Consider the following 17,489-nt stretch of genomic DNA (forward strand, 5'->3'; position numbering starts at 1 on the left):
TGTTATAGATAGCCATTCCAACAAGCAGCCACACCATGGATTCTAAAGTTAATTTCCTCTTTCTCATCGTGACAGTATCAGTAAGAGAATAGGCTTCGTCGATGAGTTCAATTGGAAGCAAGTCAGACAAAGTCTCAACGCTGCTAGGTTTCCAATCATTAATTATGTTTAGAGCTTGAGAAACATCCATAAAAAAATCCAAGTGCATTAAATACACTTGGATTTTGACAGCTCTGAAGGATCCTTCAACCGATCGCTTTGGCTTTAACTGATCGGCATTACCAACGTATGGGGCTTTTTGCGTTTTATTGTAAAGGCAACTATTCGTTATTCTTCGGTGAACTCTAATCGCTCTCGCTGCTCACCGCTTCTTGTTCGCTGCCAGCAAGAGCTTGCTGTTCGGCGGTAATATCAGATTCTTTGAACACAATGAACGCGCGGCGGTTTAATGCATCGGCTTTTTCAGAGCGTTCATTAATCGCAGGCTGCAACTTACCAAATGACTTCACTTCCCAGATAAACTGCTTAGGGTCGAGTTTGGTTTTGAGGTATTCAACCACCGTTTCTGCGCGGCGCTCTGCTAGCTTTTCATTGTAAGAAAGTGAACCCGCTTGGTCGGTGTGCCCTGCCACCATTATGCTACCTTGCAGGCCACTCAACTTAGTTGTGAAGTCATCTAACTGAGTTAGATCTTCTTGCTTAAGCACTGATTTGTCGAAATCGAAGTGTGGCGTCATTGCCATATAAACTTTACGTTCTGGTTTTGGTGGCTCACAGAAAGGCATCTCTTCGTACTTCTGAGCTTCTTCAAACACGATAAATGCACGGCGGTTCTCCGCTAGGTCTTTATCTGTCTTACCAAGCAGAAGGGGTTGAGTCTCACCAAGGTGTTTTACTTCCCAGTCATATTGCGTTGGGTCTAGTTGCCCTTTCAAATAATCTGCGACCGATTTAGCGCGGCGCTGTGAAAGGCGCTCATTATATTCGAGAGAACCCTTGAAATCAGTATGGCCGACAATCGTGATGCGCCCTTTTAAGCCTCTGATCTCTTTAACAAAGGTATCTAAGTTAATCTTGTCGAGGTCGCGTAATTGATATCTATCAAACGCAAAATGCTCTGCGATGGCGATATGCACCTCACGCTCTGGCGCCAAACACTCGCTGATTAAAAACTTAGACACATCGATGCCAGCAAACTTGTCTCGGTTCTCCTGACTCACATAGGTGTCGGTTGCACAGCCGGAAAGCAGCAAAGTACTCATCACTGCGCTTATTAGGAAAATAATTGTTTTCATCTTACTCTTTACTGTCACTTTGAATTCTCAACTCTTAACTTTCAACCCACTTTGGGGCATGCTTAGATCTTACCGACTAAGTTAATAAACACGCCGGATGCGTCGTAGTCGTCATCATTGGTTAAGTCACTATCAAACGCAGAGAAGTTATAACCAATCCCCATTTTGAAGTTCTCGCCGATGTGCTTGTTCACCGAAACTAACGCACCGTGTTCTAGCTCATCGTTGAGTGTGTCTGTTTTCCAGTGGTATTCACCCGTCACATCCCACTCTTTCATCACACGGTAAGAAGCGCTTAATCCGTATAGGTCGATATCGCTTTTAACCAGCTCATTCGAACCAGATGCTCGTTCAAAAGCTTGCTGTTTATCTTTATGGGCGTACTTAGTACCGACATCCCAGTGTTGGTCAATCGAATAGATCGCCTCAACTTCAATGATCTGACTGGTTTCGTCTTGATAATCCACATCGCGATCCAGTTGATCGAAATCTGCAATATACGTGTAGCGGCTCAGTAAGTTGAGTCGATCGTTGTAGATCGGACGATACGCGAGGCCGCCAGTGGCTTCGGTAAATTGCGCCATGATTTCGCCCGTGGTTTCGCTTTCGGTGATGGAGTAGTTGTACTTGCCGAACAATGTGTACTCTTCCGTTAAGTGATGCGTATAACGGTTGGTCGTCACGATTTGTTGCAGCTCTCGCTGAGCGATGTCAGGGTCGTCTTCACTCTTATCCACTCGATATTCAAATTTGTGGCTTAGGGTGATGTCATCTAGGTCAATTGAAGCATTGAAGCTGATGGACTCACGCTCTGTGGTGATGCTCTGGTCATCTTCAATTTCCCCAAGCTGATAACCGATCCCCATCTCGACATCTTCCGTCACATCGTAGCCAAAGCCGTACGAGTCGATACGGCCATGACCATCGTTTTCATCAACAAACTGGTTCTCTTGGTAGAAATCGACACTGCTGGTGAGATCTGCACGCTGACCAACAATCACGTTGTTTTGGCCTTCGTAGTTATCATCTACATAAGTTACGTAGGTTGAGTGGTCATCGGATACATCGTAAGTCACAGTCGCTTCTGCTACTTGGCCTCGGTCGCCATCGGTGTATTCGCCACCAAGAGACAAGTCTTCCAACACTTGGAATTCAGCACCAATCGACGCGCTGTCGTTTTCATCATAGTCATCCGACTGGTCGACGGTCTTTTGCCCTTTGACGTAAACGCTGTTCTCACTGTCCCACATGTATTCCAAACGCACACCCGCTAAGGTGGCATCACTGTGCTCGTCGTTTTGGTTAAGCTCTTCAGTTTGTTGCCCTGCCGCCGAAACCTTAATGTGCTCGGTGATTTTAACTTGAGTCTCAATCTCAATCGTTTCAGTATCTGTTTCTAGATTACCATCGACATCGCGCTCTTCATTGGTCGAGAAGCGAGAGAGAACCGCCAAGCGATCGGTAGCTTGCAAACGAAGTTCAGCACCGTATGCCTCTTGCTCTAAATCATCGCTGCTGCTTGCGTAGCTGTATCCCGCGTCTTTGTCTCGGTACCAAAGCTTAAGGTCATTGCCAACGGCACCAAAAATGGTTGGAGCAAGATCATAAAGGCTAGTCACAGCCGTTATTTGGATACTGTCACCCTCGCGATCTTCTAACGTATCGCCAATTGGCGTAAAGGTTAAACCACCATCGGTAGAGACGAAATTCGACTCGGTTTGCCTGCCTTCACTGTGTGCAAACTCAGCCTTAATGTAGGTACCTTCTGTTGCACGCAACGTTAAGTCCGTACCGTAAGACTCGTAGTCTTGGTTGTCCTTTTCTTGAGTTGCATACGTCACGCCAACACCAACGTAATCGTTGATCCAACCTTTAGCACGACCACCGTAAGACATCGCATCTAATGAATCTGAACCTTGTGGAACATACTCATAGTCGACAACCAGAAAGTTTTCGTAGTCGTCTCCGTTTTCAATCACGCTGCCAAAGCTGTCGGATAGGATGTTGTCGAGTAGCTTGGTCAAAATAATTCGACCTTGGTACGGGTCAAAGTCATAGTCGACGCCCGGCTCAAGTGGAATTTCATTCTGCACTAGGCCAGATTCATCTTTTACTTTTACGTAAACTTTGTCACTTCCCGGTACCGCTTCACCATGACGAAGGAAGTACAGAGAGCCGCCTGTACCCAAGAACTCATCGTGTGCATACAACGAATCTGCTTCTGCGGTAAAACCGACCACGTTCAAACGATCTTCACCATATTGTGTAGTATCGCGAGTACGATAATCAGCTTTGAAACCATAGAGGCTGCGGTTGTAATCGTTGTTTTCGGTGCCTGTTAAACCCGTGTTGTAGTTACCCCACAAGTATTGAGACTTATCGTATTCAACATTGAGGTAAACCTTGCCCTTGGTGTTGACCACTTTTTCGATATTTGAGCTATCGCCATAGTTGCCGTAATAAAGCTCATCGTCGTCTTCGAGGATATCGAACACATCCGAATCGTCGGAGGCGAACGGATGTTTGAACATGTCTTTGATTTCACTTTCTCGCGTATCAAAGTGAGTCGTTACACGAAGTTTGTCGCCAAATTTACCCTGACCAAAGTACGCTAAGCGACCTTGGTTGTAGATGTCATCTTGGTACTGGTCATCGACACTTAATGCATCGCTATTACCAGACACATTATTCTTACCAACATAAAGATCAGCCAAGCCAGTTTGTGCGTAGTACGTATCTGGAATACGAACGTAAAGCTTGTAACGACGTTCATCACCGTTATCAAACACAACCTTGGTTGGGAAAATGTAGGAATCTGTTGGTAAGTACTGCTCTGCGTATAAGTTGCCATCTTCGACATCAAATTCATCTTCACCGATGATGACTTTATCAACGCCTTTCAAACCGGTGCCAATGAACTTGGCTAAGCCCGCATTGGTTGGGATGTTGTGGCGCATCAGCTTAGCTTGGCCGTAGCTTTTGTCTTTGCTCTCTTCATCGTCGTTATCGTTTCGGTCAATATCGACCTCAGAGTCCGGCTTAACCAGATCTGTCACACCAACCGTGGTCACATCCATGTTGCCATCTTTGTCCCACGCCTTTAGGCGGAACATCAGCTGCTCACCAACCTCAAACTGATAATCAACATCGGTTTGGCCATCCCAGTTTATATTAGAATCGTTTGCCAGTTTGTCGCCACCAAGTACAGCGATGGGTTCAGACAGACCAAAGTCACCCACTCGGTACACTTCCAACTGGTACTTTTTGATGTAGTAACCGTAGTTGGTGGTAATGGTGAAACCGACGCTGTCACGCAGTGTGCCTTGTTCGACTTCTAATTCATCGCTGACACTGACATCTAATACTGGGTCAAAGCGAGTGATGTCACGGCTTGCCCAAATAGCGCCTTGCTCTAAGTAAATACGCGAGCTGTCTTGGTCTTGGTTCGGCTTGGTGATTTCAATGCCAGTCGTCTCAGAACCGAGTTTTTCAAGCTTACCTGTGTCTTTCGCTACCGCCATCACAGGAATGGCCGTTAACACACACGTCGCTAAAAGAGACTTACTAAATACTTTCATACAATTTCCAGTTACGGTTCCAATGGCTTACTTCTGTTCACTTTGTTGGTCTTTGCGATGAACGCTAAAGTTGAACTTGGTGAGCTTGTTCGGGGTAATTCGCAACACTTTTGGGTTTTCGCTCACCACTTCCATGGAGGTGGAGAGCGAATCAGTGTCCAACTTCACGAGGAAGTTCTTACCTTTCTTATTGAGTACCCATTGGTCGGGCACGTGGTAACGACCGTACTGGTCTGTGTAAATAACGATTCCCTCAACCGTCATCAACTTAACGCCCGGAATACCATCTTCGTAAATACCTTTGTTCTCGATAACGATTTCCCACAGGTAATCCTCGCCATCGCGATACAGGTTTCTGGTTACGTTGAGGTTTTCCGCGCTCAGTCCCTTTTTCTTGTCCGATTCATGCTTAAACTGAATCTGACCTTGTGCGTCGAACTCGATACGAGAGCCCGCATCGGTTGTGACGTAGAAATCAAAGCTTTGCTGTGTGCGAGTTTTAAATTGAATCACCACTTTGCTGGTTTCTGGCAGTGTTCGGTTCACTGAATGTCCCCAAAGGTCACCAAGCTCCAAACCTTGTTCAAGTGCAGTGGTTATCGCACCATCTTGAATAGCAACGTCTTGACCATCACGAATGATGTGCGTCGAATCAGCGATGTAGCCTTGTGTTGCTAAGTTCGCAGTTAGCTCAACATCAAACGCGGTTGCATCAGCTTGGAATCCATCTTTGTTATGATCTTCAAAAACTTTACCGATGATCGATGAGGTATCGAACACCTTGTCCGGCTCAATGGTCACTTTGGCGATGTCTTCATTAGAAACAGCCGAGCCATCAACCTTCGCTACTGCGGTGTTGATGTAATCACCAAAAGTGGCACCTACCGAGACACGCAATAAGTAACGAATACGCAGCTTCTCGCCCGGATCAAAGTTCAACGATGTGAACATTAACTTGCCCGTATCTGATGGATCTTGAGAGATAACCTGATCGTCTTCCGTACCGAACTCACCATCAATGCCGCTTAGCACAACTTCTGATGTATCCACGATGTATTTCAGACCACCTGGGTAACGGTCTTCCACAGTCACGTTCTTAAAGTAAGATTCATTGTTGTTCTCAACGATGATCTCGTACTCAACCGCATCACCCACTTGCGCGGTATCTTGCAACGCAGACTTGGTCAGCTCCAACTCTCCAGAATTATCAGGAATCTTCTTGATATGAGTAGTTACACTGTCGCTGGTTTCGGTACCGTCAGATTCGGTCGCCGTAAAGGTATTGGTAATGTCGTCATCCAAGCCCTTACCTAGCGTACCCACGACCTCAAACGCGTAAGCATTTCGTTTGTTGGATTTCAGGTTAACGGTAGTGTCTAAGTCTTTATTCGACGGGAAAGAATGACGCTGAATAACCGCGCCCGAGTCGTCGACTTCCACACCTTCAATTGTCCAATCGATAAAGACTTTATTACCTGTGCTGTTTTGTAGTCCACTGATCTCATCGGTTAGACGAACATTAGCCGCGTTACCTTGACCGTTGTTGGTCACGGCTAAGTAATAAGTGACACTGTCGTCATCTTCGGTGTATTCAGGCTTATCAGAACGTTTTTCAACAACCAGATCAGCACCCACTGGCGGCAAATCCAAAGCAGATACTTGATCTGCCACTGCCTGCATCGAGGTTTCAGAGGCCAACATGCCTTTAGAACGAGCGCGCATCGCTGGGCTACCAGTTAAGTCGAGGTAGTATCCAAGCACATCGATATTAGTCAGCATGTCTTCGTTGACCGTCAATGTGAACGTGTAATCAATCTTGCCGCCCGGCGATATGTCGACCAAGGTGAACAGGTCTTTGTCGTCATCAAAGGTGCCAGGTTGAGTTTCAGCCCCTTCTGATGTTGCCGTTAGTGTCCATTCATCAAACGCATTACTAAAATTACCATCAATATGATCACCCATGGATTCAGAGAACTGGGTGTAAAGCGCGACATCTTTGGCTATACCTCGGCCTATGTTTTGCACCACTAAGTGATACTCAACCTGCTCTCCCGGCACGTAATACGGGGCATCGGTAAACAGCTCAGCTTGAACCACAGCCGCAACTGTTTGAACTGGAGGACTGATAACATCGCCGCCATCTACTTGCGCAGTATTAATGATGTGTCCGGTCGCGGTATCGACTACGGTGCCTTTTGAGCGGAACACAACTGTGCCGTGCGGTGCAATATCCACACTGTACTCAATCGGGCTAATTTGCTCCGTCGTCGTTCCTACCGTGGTTGACTCAACAACCAAAGAAGTGGTTCCAGCAACAAAAGCAGGCCCAGTGGTACCATCGTAATAGCCCACCTCTATCGTGCTCATGTCATCGACAACACTTAAATCGCTGATGTAGTTGTTAGAGGTGTTTTCAATGGTAATCAAGAATTCCAGCTCACCACCCGGCTCATACTCGGTTTGTACGTTAGTTTTCGTCGCAACAAACTCAGAGTCTTTCGGTGTCATGACTACCGTTGAGTCTTGTGGTGTTCCGTTATAAGTGATGGTTGCCGTGTTACTGATATCGCCAATCGCCGTCGTACGAATCAACGCCTTAACATAGAATGTCACGGTACTTTGTGGCGCCACATCCATACTCACATCGATATCTTCACTCAAGTCGAACGTCTTGGGAGTGACAACAGAGCGATCATCCGAGGCGTCAAAGCTCACTTCCCATAGTAGGAATGCCGACTCTTGTTTATCCGCGGTCGTGTCGACTTGAATGTCACTGATGATGTCTTGAAGTTGAACACCAGATCCAAACGCATCAGAGCTGTTGGTTACGGTGATGTCGTAGTTAATCAGCTTGGTTACTTCATACGATGGCGTATCAACCGTCTTCTTGACCGAAACCGTCGCCAACACTGGTGTACTGGTAGCACTGTCATCAAATGTTGTGCCGTCAAAGGTCGCTGATGCGATGTTAGTAATATCGCCTGTCGCCAACGGATTAGTCGCAACTTGAATAGTGAAAACAATACTGTCTTGAGGCGCAATATCGAGCGTCTCATGAAGGTCTTCACCACGGGTTGCATCCGGTACTGGGGTTTCACCGGTTGTCGATACCGCCGATATTTGGATTGAAGCAGGGTCAAAAGCTTGTTCAGTCGTACCACCTGCAATCGTGGTTTCAACCGACTTCAGCGCATCTTTAATAGCAACATCTTCAGCCCAACCTAAGCCGTTATTCTTAACGGTCACGGTGTACTGAAGTGTTTCTCCCGGAAGGTACTCTGCTTTATCGACATCTTTAGTGATCTCAACTTGCGCATCTTCTGGAATGTAGGTCGCGTCTGCAGAGTGCTCACCGTCGTCGCTATCAACTTTAACGACGTTAGTGATCTCGCCTTTGGCCTTATCATTAACAGTGTTGGTCACGACAAATGAATAACTGTCACCCGGGTGAATGCTGTAAGTCGCACTATAACCCTGTGCGTTATTAACCACATCTTTGCGAGCGTTCAGGGCTGGATCGCCACTGCCATCAAGCTGTTCGTCGCTAATGATCCAATTACCTGTCAACGCTTGCTCTTGATCTGGGCTGTTAGCCACCTCTGTCATGATGGTATCGATGCGATCCGTCAGGACTTGATCGACAAGGTAACCTTCACCTGTGTTAGCCACGGTGATCTTGTATGAGATAGGTTGACCCGGTTGATACTTAGCATCAGGTTCTGCAATTGGCGTCGTTTCTTTGGTTAGAACCAATTGACCCGACTTCGGAGTGATAAAGCCTTCTCGTAAGCGAGCGATCTTCGAATCGTCCAAACCATGTCGCAGATAAGCCGTATTGGTAAAGCGCCCAATCGCGTCATCTCGTACCTTGCCTTGGACGTGAATACGGACAACTGTGTACTTATCGCCGCCACCCGTACCGGCATCGTCACGCCCTGCCATCTTGATCGATTCGACAGGTAAATCGATGTCTGGACTGTTTTGAGCAACTAGCTTATCTAGCTCTGAAAAATCATTAGCGTCAGGGTCTGACGGCGCCGAGTTATAAAGCACATCGTAATCAACCGTCCATTCTGTCAATGCCGTTTTCATTGAGCCATCGACGGTTTCGACTTCAAAGCCGCTGATGATGTCACGAATCGAAAACAGGCCAGAATCCACATCGTCATTGGTGATGTCGATGTAGTAATTCACTGTTCCACCCGGCACGTACTCAGGCGTATCCGTCCATTTATCAATCAGGATATTCGAGCGGCCCGGATCAAGTACGATGTCGTTGGTGTTATCACCGTTCACTTGCGCCGTGTTGGTAATAGTGCCTGTCGCTGAAGTCGACACGGTGCCTTTCACGTCAAACACAATACGCTCACCAGGACGAAGATCGACAGTTGCATTCAATGGTACGCTACCGTTGTAGTTACCTTGCACGTCATAAGTGCCAACAGGTTCAACCGCAATAGCCGTTGTCCAGCTAGAGAACGCATCATCGCCATCTTCGGTTTTGATGGTGTGAATCGCATCAATAACGCTCACGTCATTTGCGATGCTATCGCCTGTGTTATCTAACGTAACTTGGTACTCAACATCACCACGTGGTGCGTAAGTACAACCGCTGCCATCGTTTGAAGGAACAGAACACCCTGCCGATTCACCATCGGTATACACCAAGGTTTTGAAGTAATCGAGCTCAGCATCTTTAGGTGGTATCACTTGCGATGTTGCAGAGTCACTTCCTGCGGTCACTTGGTTCGCATCAATCGTGCCCAAAGCGTCGTCACGAACGACACCGGTTAAGTTAAAGGTCAGCGCTTCTCCCGCGGCAATATCGGTATCAATATCAAGGTTGCCGCTGGTGTTGTAGCTTGGTACATAAGTATCAGCGTTGGCATCAATACCATTGCTGACTTCATGGGTGATATCGCCAGAAACAAAAGCGGATTCCGTTTTACCGCCAATCACTTCGACTTGAATGTCTGTGATTGTATCTTTGACCTGAATATCATTCGCCCAACCGTTTTCAGGGTTTGTGACTACAAATTCATACTCAACTTCGTCACCCGGCAGATAGGTATCACCATCATTGAACGGGTTGCCGTTGATCGACACCACACGTTTTTCAACACTGGTATTATTTTCAAGCGGCATTAAATTCGCTGTTCGAGCACTACCGTCATACGTCGCTTTATTTTGAATGTCACCCAATGCATCTTCACGAATTTGAGCATGAATAGTGAACGTTAAGCTTTCTTGAGGCGCGATAACAATCTCGTTATCAATATCGATGTTATTGCCCGGTACAAAGTCAATCGCGTCGGTAATAGAGCCTGTCGCAGCCGTTTTATCTAGGCTAACTTCCCAGCCAACCAAGAACGGTTGTCCAACAGGATCACCACCTGAAGTGGTGCTGTCTTCTGCAATACGAGTTTGAATTTCCGAAATCGCATCTTCTAGGCGAGAACCATATTCAATACCATCGCCCGCATTCTTAATCTCAACGCGGTAGTAAACCTCACTCTCGCCAAAAGCTTGAGAATATTCAGTTTTTTGCGAAGAGAAGCCTGCATCATAAAACGCTTTTTTAGAGAACGTGACTTCAGGATCCGCCATCGTTGATGGTGGCGATACCGCGACCAACTCATTGCCATTGTCTTCGTCGATGAAAGCTTTGTTGGTAAAAGAACCAACCGCTTTCGGACTGATCTTGGCTTTTATGACATAGCGGACAAACGCTGACGATGCAGCTCGGCCAAAGTTGTCTGCCGAGATATCGAAGTGAGTATCAATCGGCTTATTGTCTTGGATTGAGTTATCAACATCTGGGTTGGAAATACCTGAGCTATCAGTGAATGTTTCAATCGTCCAGCTATCAAAGGCAGGGCCACGCGTTCCATCAAAGTATTGAGTGTTAATTTGGTCGATGTCATCACGCAAGCTCATATCATCAACGTGGGCGCTCGCAATGTTCTCAATTAAAATTTCATACTCAACATAACCACCTGGCATGTAGTTAGTTGCGCCAACCAGTTCGTTTTCATCCGTGTCGTAATACGCCAGAATGTTCTTTTCAAAATCAACTTTTCGAGCTTCTTGACGAATATCATGAGATATCGTGTCACCATCAACGGTTAGAACGTTAACAACATCACCATTGGCTTTGTCATTGATGGTCGCGACAACTTGGTACTCAAGCTTAGCGCCCATCGGAATATCGGCTTCAACATTTAGGTTACTGTTGGTTGATGTGTAAACATTGCCAGCACCTGCGCCCGCATCCACATACTCAGAATCAGTTCCAGTTGCGATCGATGTGATGGTCCAATCTGAATACGCTGGTCCTGTATTACCATCCACTAAGCTGACCGTAATATCTTCGAGGTTATCGACGATTGGAATATCGTGAGCGTTACCTTTGCCGTCATTCTCAATCACTAAGTGATAGGTCACGGTTTGAGCGGGCTCGTACACCGCTTCATCAGTCGTTTTATCAAAATCTAAATGGTAGTCATCGGGAATCACGACGGTATCTCGATAATGAATATCACCGACCGCATCCGGTCTTACGGTACCTGTTACTGTGTAAGTCACGTCTTCGCCAGCATCGATATCAATCGAGGTTACGATGTCAGTGTCGTTCGCAACATCACCGTCTTTGGTACCATCTGTTGTACCCGCGTTCGCAGGATCGCTCTTAGCAACCGCCACCGTAAACTTGTTTGAACCTACCGAATCATCGAAAAATGGATTACCTGAATTGCCATCTTGTAGCTCCACTGATATGTCATTAATCAGTTCGTTAACGTCTACGTTGTTTCGATAACCATGTCCATCTTGAGAGTTGTACCTAATGGTATAAGTCAACTCATCTCCCGGAGAGTAGCGGTTAATGTTAGTAGTGCGAACAACGCCGCCGTTATTATGTACCTGATGGTTTTCAGCCACGGCACGTTTGGCATACTCACAATCGTCAGTACAACCGGCATTATCATCATGAATCAGCACGGCTTCGTTGCGGATTATGCCGCCGTCTCTGTCCGCTACACCGTTAGATACCGCATTGTCTTTGACATGCGCCTTAATACGCACCGTGACAAAGTCTTTGGCCGGAATTGAAACTGGGAACTCCACATCTTCAGTCGTTTGAGGGCCGAAACCAGAGCCAGTATCAACAGACCAATAGTCAAACGGGTTTTGATTAAGAACATCTTCTACTTCACCATCTTTATCATTCGCTAGCGTAGTAGTGATCTCACTCAGGCGATCCATGAAGATAAGATCGGTCTCATCAGTGTCGCTGTTATTGCCAATAACGATGGTGTAGGTGAGATCTTCACCCGGCGTGTAGCGGACAACATCGGTCGTTTTGGCTAATGAAACATTGATGTCATAGGTACTGTGTGAGTTATCTATTTGAGCGGAAGAGCTGTGGTCACGGTCTGTAATAGGATCGTAAACATCAACACGGTTCGATACTTGTTCTTCTTCATAGTCAGACTTAACAATGCCGCTCACCTCATAGTGAACCCACCCTCCGGGAGTGATATCAACGTCGGTATCGATGTCAGTGTCGTTAGCAATGTCACCGTAACGAGAACCCGGTTTATCTGTGTTGGTCGAACCTACAATTGTCCAACTATTAAAGAAGTTAAGCGCTGAAATACTATCTTGTACCGTTGCGTCATTTGCATAGCCAACACCGCGGTTATAGATATAAATATCGAACGTAGCGCGCTCACCTACAACAAAGTCGGTATTTTGAGCGGTCTTAGCGACTACAAGATTCGGCTCGCTAGGATAGGTACGTACCGTATCCGATAGATTAGTATCTGGTCCCGTCACTGTTGCGGTATTGGTGAATGCTCCCCAAAGAATCTCACTGTCGACACTGCGATCGAGTGTCCCAACAATGGTATAAGTAATCGTCGCACCTGGCGGGATCTGAGCGGTGGCATCCAGATCATTGTTATCCGAGAACGATCCAGGGTCAGTCACGGCTTTCACCCACGGGGAGTCTGCCTCTCTTTCTGCACTGATCGTCCACGAAGAGAACACGGGCTTGGTTTCACCCGGCTCGTGAAGTAACTCTGCTTCTATGGTACTGATTTCATCTTTAACATTGATGTTAGAGGCGAAACCGTTCCCTGCTGGGTTGGTAATGCTGATCGTATAAGTGACAGTATTGGTGGTGTCGGTATACGCGTTTTGTTCGTCATGACCATCAACACGCTTATCCAATACTAAGTAGTAATCTCGTGGGTATGAGCCTCTATCGGAATAAAGTACGCTGTCAACCGTCACTTCATTACGGATTTCATCATCGGCAATGGGGTTTACGGTCGCGGCAATGCTATAAACGATCTTATCGTGTGGCGCTAGCTTTGCCTTCACATCTAAGATCTTTTGATTCTTCTGATTACCTTCTATGTCATCAGTAAAGCCGGGATCACTGTTTGTCGAAATTGAGCCGTCAGAGGCATAAGATTTCGCAGTAATAATCCAGCTCAAATACGCTTTAGTCGGTGTATCATCAATAGACTGAGTCATGACAGAGACTAAATCATCATAAACCGGTATATCAATCGCATAGCCGTCACCGTTATTCTCTACCGTGATGTCGTAGTTCAGGGTACCGCCAGCTGAGTAGTAACGAGAATCCACTTCCTTTTGGACCTTTAATTTCGAGTTTGGCATTTGGACGCCAGAACCCGACTCGCCTAAGTTATCCCCTAAGCACAAGCCGGCATCGGTACCATCATCAACAATCTGCCCCACACTGGTATCTGCCACTTTTGCGGTCAGCTTATAATGAACGAAGCCCTCAGGTGCGAGGTCGACTTTCAAATTGATGTCGTTTGTTGTCCAAGTATTGTAATTAAATGAACCATAATTCGATCCTTCACCACTTCTATCAGCGACTTCAAGCTTCCACTCGGAAAATGCTGAAGCATTAGAGCCATCCGCTTGCTCTGTCACGATACAAGCAAATTTATCGACAACTTCGATATCGTTGGCGAAGAACTCTGTGTCCTTGTTAGAAATAACAATGTCATAGACCACTTCGTTATCACCGACTATCCCCGGAACATAAGTCGTATCTGTGGTGTTCTTATTACGTGTAATTTGACTTGATGACGTCGTCAAAACGTCTTTCGAATCGAGAATATTGGCCAAAGCATCGCCAGAATCTGCGTGGCCATCAGCATCAACCACTCGGGCTGCAACTTGGGGAATTTGACCAATAGACACAGGGCTAACGTCCACCACAACGGAATAAACAATCTGCTCACCGGGATAGATAGACACTTTGTCTTCTAGTGACTTGTTGGACTCCTTTCCAGATGCATTGAGTTCTGAAAGGCTATTAGAACCGATTGAGCTCACTTCATTAGTCCAAAAATCGTAAGGATTGCCAACCGTGTCAGTTGCGTTCTTTTCGTTGCTGACATCGTTACCTAGATCGGTTTCAAGATCTGCAAGAAACTGCTGAACCGAATAATGGTAAGCAATACCGGAGTTTGCTTGGTTGGCAACCGTGACCGTATAGGAAAACTCATCGTCGACTAGGTAGTTATCCGATTGGTTCAAGGTATGTGTCAGGGTGATACTAGGCTCAGTGGGTGGAGTGATAACCTCATCAACTGTAACCAAGTCATCGCGTGTTTCAGCAGTTATGTCGTCATTAACAATGTCGCCGACTAAATTGTCGGCAACAGTTGCTTGAATTTCGTAAGTCACAGACCCGCCAATATCAATCGACGCAGCACTTACTGATAAGTCCCCTGATTCGGCGAAGGTGCCTGGATCGCTTTTGCTGCCTTCAACCTTGCTAACTGAATTAACGTTGTCAGTAAAGGCTTGTTGCAAAGCTCCTTCAATATTGAGTGCCTTTATGTCTGAAATGACATCTTGAACGTCGATCGTCTGAATAAACGTATCGCCAGTGTTCGAAACCTTAATCTTATAGGTGAGCTTGTTATTGAGTTGATAGTTAGTCTTATCGACCGAAACAACAACATCATGTTGGTACACACCACGCTGAATGGATTCTGTATTTGATTCAACAGCATCCAACAGTCCAGTGCTCGCACTTGCGACGTTATCAATCGTACCGGCTGCGTCACCAGAAACGGTGGCGACCATGGTGTAGGTCACCGACCCACCAGCCGCAATACGCACACCTGATGCATCTAAATTCCCGAAGCGACTGTAATCACCCGGAGATGAAAGGAAGGAGGATTGCGCTTGAGTTGAGACTTGCGAGAACGCGTTGACATTATTCCCTTGATCATCTGTCGTTAAGATATTTAACAGCTCATCTTTAACGTCCAACTCAGCGATAGCTTTATCCGACTCATTCGTTAAAACAAGCGTATAAGCCACCTCTTGGTCGTTGTCGTAATACGCACTGTCAACAGACAGATCCATAACAAGACCCGTTGTGTCCGCATAGGAGGCGAATGGAAACAGCAGAAGGAATAAGAAAAAGGCAAGATTGTATCTGAACATTAACGCGCACTTCACAGTAGATTGACAAGTGTCTAGGCAAAAAGCCATAGATTTGACGTCACTAATTTGGCACCTAGCCTGTTAGGGACATGCGCAAGATACAGTTCAAATAATCCGAACAATTAACATCCGTAAAAAACAAATTACTGAAGATGTTAAATATAGAGTCTGATGTCTAAATTAGAATCAAGACATTGAGTTAATTGTCAGAAGGTTAATGTTTTAATGAGTGAGTTTTCACAGTTGTTACGTAACTTCAGAAAGGAACTTCAATTTACACAAACAGAGTTTGCAACCTACTTAAATCAGCTGGACGATGAGTTTAATGCGGTTGACGTCGTAACGATAAATCGTTGGGAAAACAGTAAGGTAAAGCCTAGTTCATACAAAGCACTCAAGATCTTACAGTACCTTGGCGGAGATTTGTTTGAGACAATAAAGAGCTTTAAGTCCGAACAAAAAGACACGTTAATCGAACTATTTTTAAACGAATCCTATGGCTCATTTCAAAGTAGAATTTCAGCTCTATCAGGCCTGAATCAACAACAAGGCAAACGCAACTTTAAGTCACTGCCTTTAATGTCAGAGCCGTGTGACACTGGCGTTATCGATAGAATCAAACTACTTTCTAAATTCACAAAAGTCGATATTTCGCCACTGGACCAAATTGATTTATATCTCTACTACTGTGAGAAAAAAGCACATGGTCACAAACTGATCAATGTAGATGGCGACATTGTGAGTCACAACGTAGGCTTTTTCTTTGAAGACCATCAATTTGAGACATTAAAAACTCAAGAGCTAGATCTAAGAATGGCCTGCTCTTTAAATTCAAGCAAAAGCATAAATTATTTTAATATAAGCTCACACTCAGAGACAAAAGATCATGTTATTGAGCATATAGTTTCAGATATACAGTTACTTTCTCAGAACAAAAACATTAAAAAATATTCTGTTTTAGTAAAAGACCCCAATATGATGAGACTCTTGAAGAGTGTGGGGTTTGAAGTATTTAAATTTTCAGAACCTTCTGCTAAAAAATGTAATATTACATTCAAAAATAAATATTATAGCTACTGTATATTAACGATTGATAAAATAGACTATCTGACGAATCGGAACGTAATGTCACTAATCAAAGATGAATATTCTACCATGATGAAATTTCCGCAATTACTGCGCGAAGCGCGCAAGAAATTGAAGTTAACGCAAAAGGATTTTGCGGCATACATTAATCACTTAGATGATGAATTCAGCTCTGTAGATGTCGTAACGATAAATCGATGGGAAAATAGCAAAGTAAAGCCAAGTAATTACAAAGCCCTAAAGCTATTGGACTGCCTTGGTCTGGACTTGTATACAACGTTGAAATCCTTTGATTCAGAAGATAACGAAGACAGTGCATTACTTGAAGACTTCCTTCGTGAGAGGTTCTTTTCGTTTCAAAGCCGAATATCGTCTATCACTAAAGGGGAAATAGAAGAAGGCTGCGACTGTCAGATCATGCCACTAATGACAGATCAGAATGACAAAGCAGTAATAGATAGAATAAAGCTGATTTCGCAATATACAAAGGTGGATCCTTCAGCTCTTGATACTATCGACCTGTTTCTCTATTGCAGTGAAAAAAAGGCGCATGGCAGAAAAATGGTCGATGTTAATGGCGATATTGTTAGTCATAGCCTAGGTTTTTTCTTCAACGAAGAGGTGTTCGAGCAATACCAAAATAAGCATCTACATATTAAGCAAGCTTGCTCTTTAGATTCTAACCAGAACTTAAATTACATTGTGGTTAGCGGTCACTCTGAGAAGCGCGAACAATCTATTGCGAACCTGATTTCCGATATGAAGCTTCTTGCAAGCAATACTAAGATCAAGAAATTCTCTATGATGATCAAAAACCCAAATGCATTGGAGCTGATGAAAAACCTTGGATTTGAAATATGGAAGTTTTCAGAACCAACAGAACAAAAGTCGAACATCACCTTCAAAAACAAAAACTACCGCTATTGCGTACTGACTATCGACAAGATCGAATTACTGAGTAATAAACATGTTATTTCTTTTATTAGTAAATATGGTTAAGCACCGGATTTTACCAACGATAGAAAGC

Annotated in this window: 5 protein-coding genes; 1 reads left to right on the plus strand and 4 read right to left on the minus strand. The window is 45.1% G+C overall.

Annotated features, from left to right (window positions below; all coding sequences use genetic code 11):
- The 4 genes from AB6E30_RS06820 to AB6E30_RS06835 all read right to left on the minus strand — a co-directional run.
- The coding region (locus AB6E30_RS06820; protein ID WP_372103044.1) for a transposase domain-containing protein at positions 1–190 on the minus strand (190 nt) is incomplete at its 3' end.
- Between the two features lie 154 nt (positions 191–344).
- Positions 345–1,295, minus strand: a complete 951-nt coding sequence (locus AB6E30_RS06825; protein WP_372103046.1) for an OmpA family protein — start codon at positions 1,293–1,295, stop codon at positions 345–347.
- 62 nt (positions 1,296–1,357) lie between these two features.
- Positions 1,358–4,873 carry a hypothetical protein gene (locus tag AB6E30_RS06830; protein WP_372103048.1) on the minus strand — a complete coding sequence of 1,172 codons (3,516 nt, stop codon included), beginning with the start codon at positions 4,871–4,873 and terminating at the stop codon, positions 1,358–1,360.
- A 27-nt stretch (positions 4,874–4,900) separates the two neighbouring features.
- Positions 4,901–15,295, minus strand: a complete 10,395-nt coding sequence (locus AB6E30_RS06835; RefSeq protein ID WP_372103092.1) for a hypothetical protein — start codon at positions 15,293–15,295, stop codon at positions 4,901–4,903.
- A gap of 306 nt (positions 15,296–15,601) precedes the next feature.
- On the opposite strand from AB6E30_RS06835, the gene AB6E30_RS06840 reads away from it, so the two are divergent.
- Positions 15,602–17,461, plus strand: a complete 1,860-nt coding sequence (locus AB6E30_RS06840) for a helix-turn-helix domain-containing protein (RefSeq protein WP_372103050.1) — start codon at positions 15,602–15,604, stop codon at positions 17,459–17,461.
- Positions 17,462–17,489: the final 28 nt, after the last annotated feature.

Origin of the sequence: Vibrio sp. 10N.247.311.12 (genome assembly GCF_041467515.1) — a bacterium.
In the GTDB taxonomy this organism is placed as follows: Bacteria; Pseudomonadota; Gammaproteobacteria; order Enterobacterales; family Vibrionaceae; genus Vibrio; species Vibrio crassostreae_C.

What these genes read in the sequence shown, in the direction of transcription:
- AB6E30_RS06825 (WP_372103046.1), bottom strand. Translation starts at nt 1,295, where the DNA reads ATGAAAACAATTATTTTCCTAATAAGCGCAGTGATGAGTACTTTGCTG.
- AB6E30_RS06830 (WP_372103048.1), bottom strand. Translation starts at nt 4,873, where the DNA reads ATGAAAGTATTTAGTAAGTCTCTTTTAGCGACGTGTGTGTTAACGGCC.
- AB6E30_RS06835 (WP_372103092.1), bottom strand. Translation starts at nt 15,295, where the DNA reads ATGGATCTGTCTGTTGACAGTGCGTATTACGACAACGACCAAGAGGTG.
- AB6E30_RS06840 (WP_372103050.1), top strand. Translation starts at nt 15,602, where the DNA reads ATGAGTGAGTTTTCACAGTTGTTACGTAACTTCAGAAAGGAACTTCAA.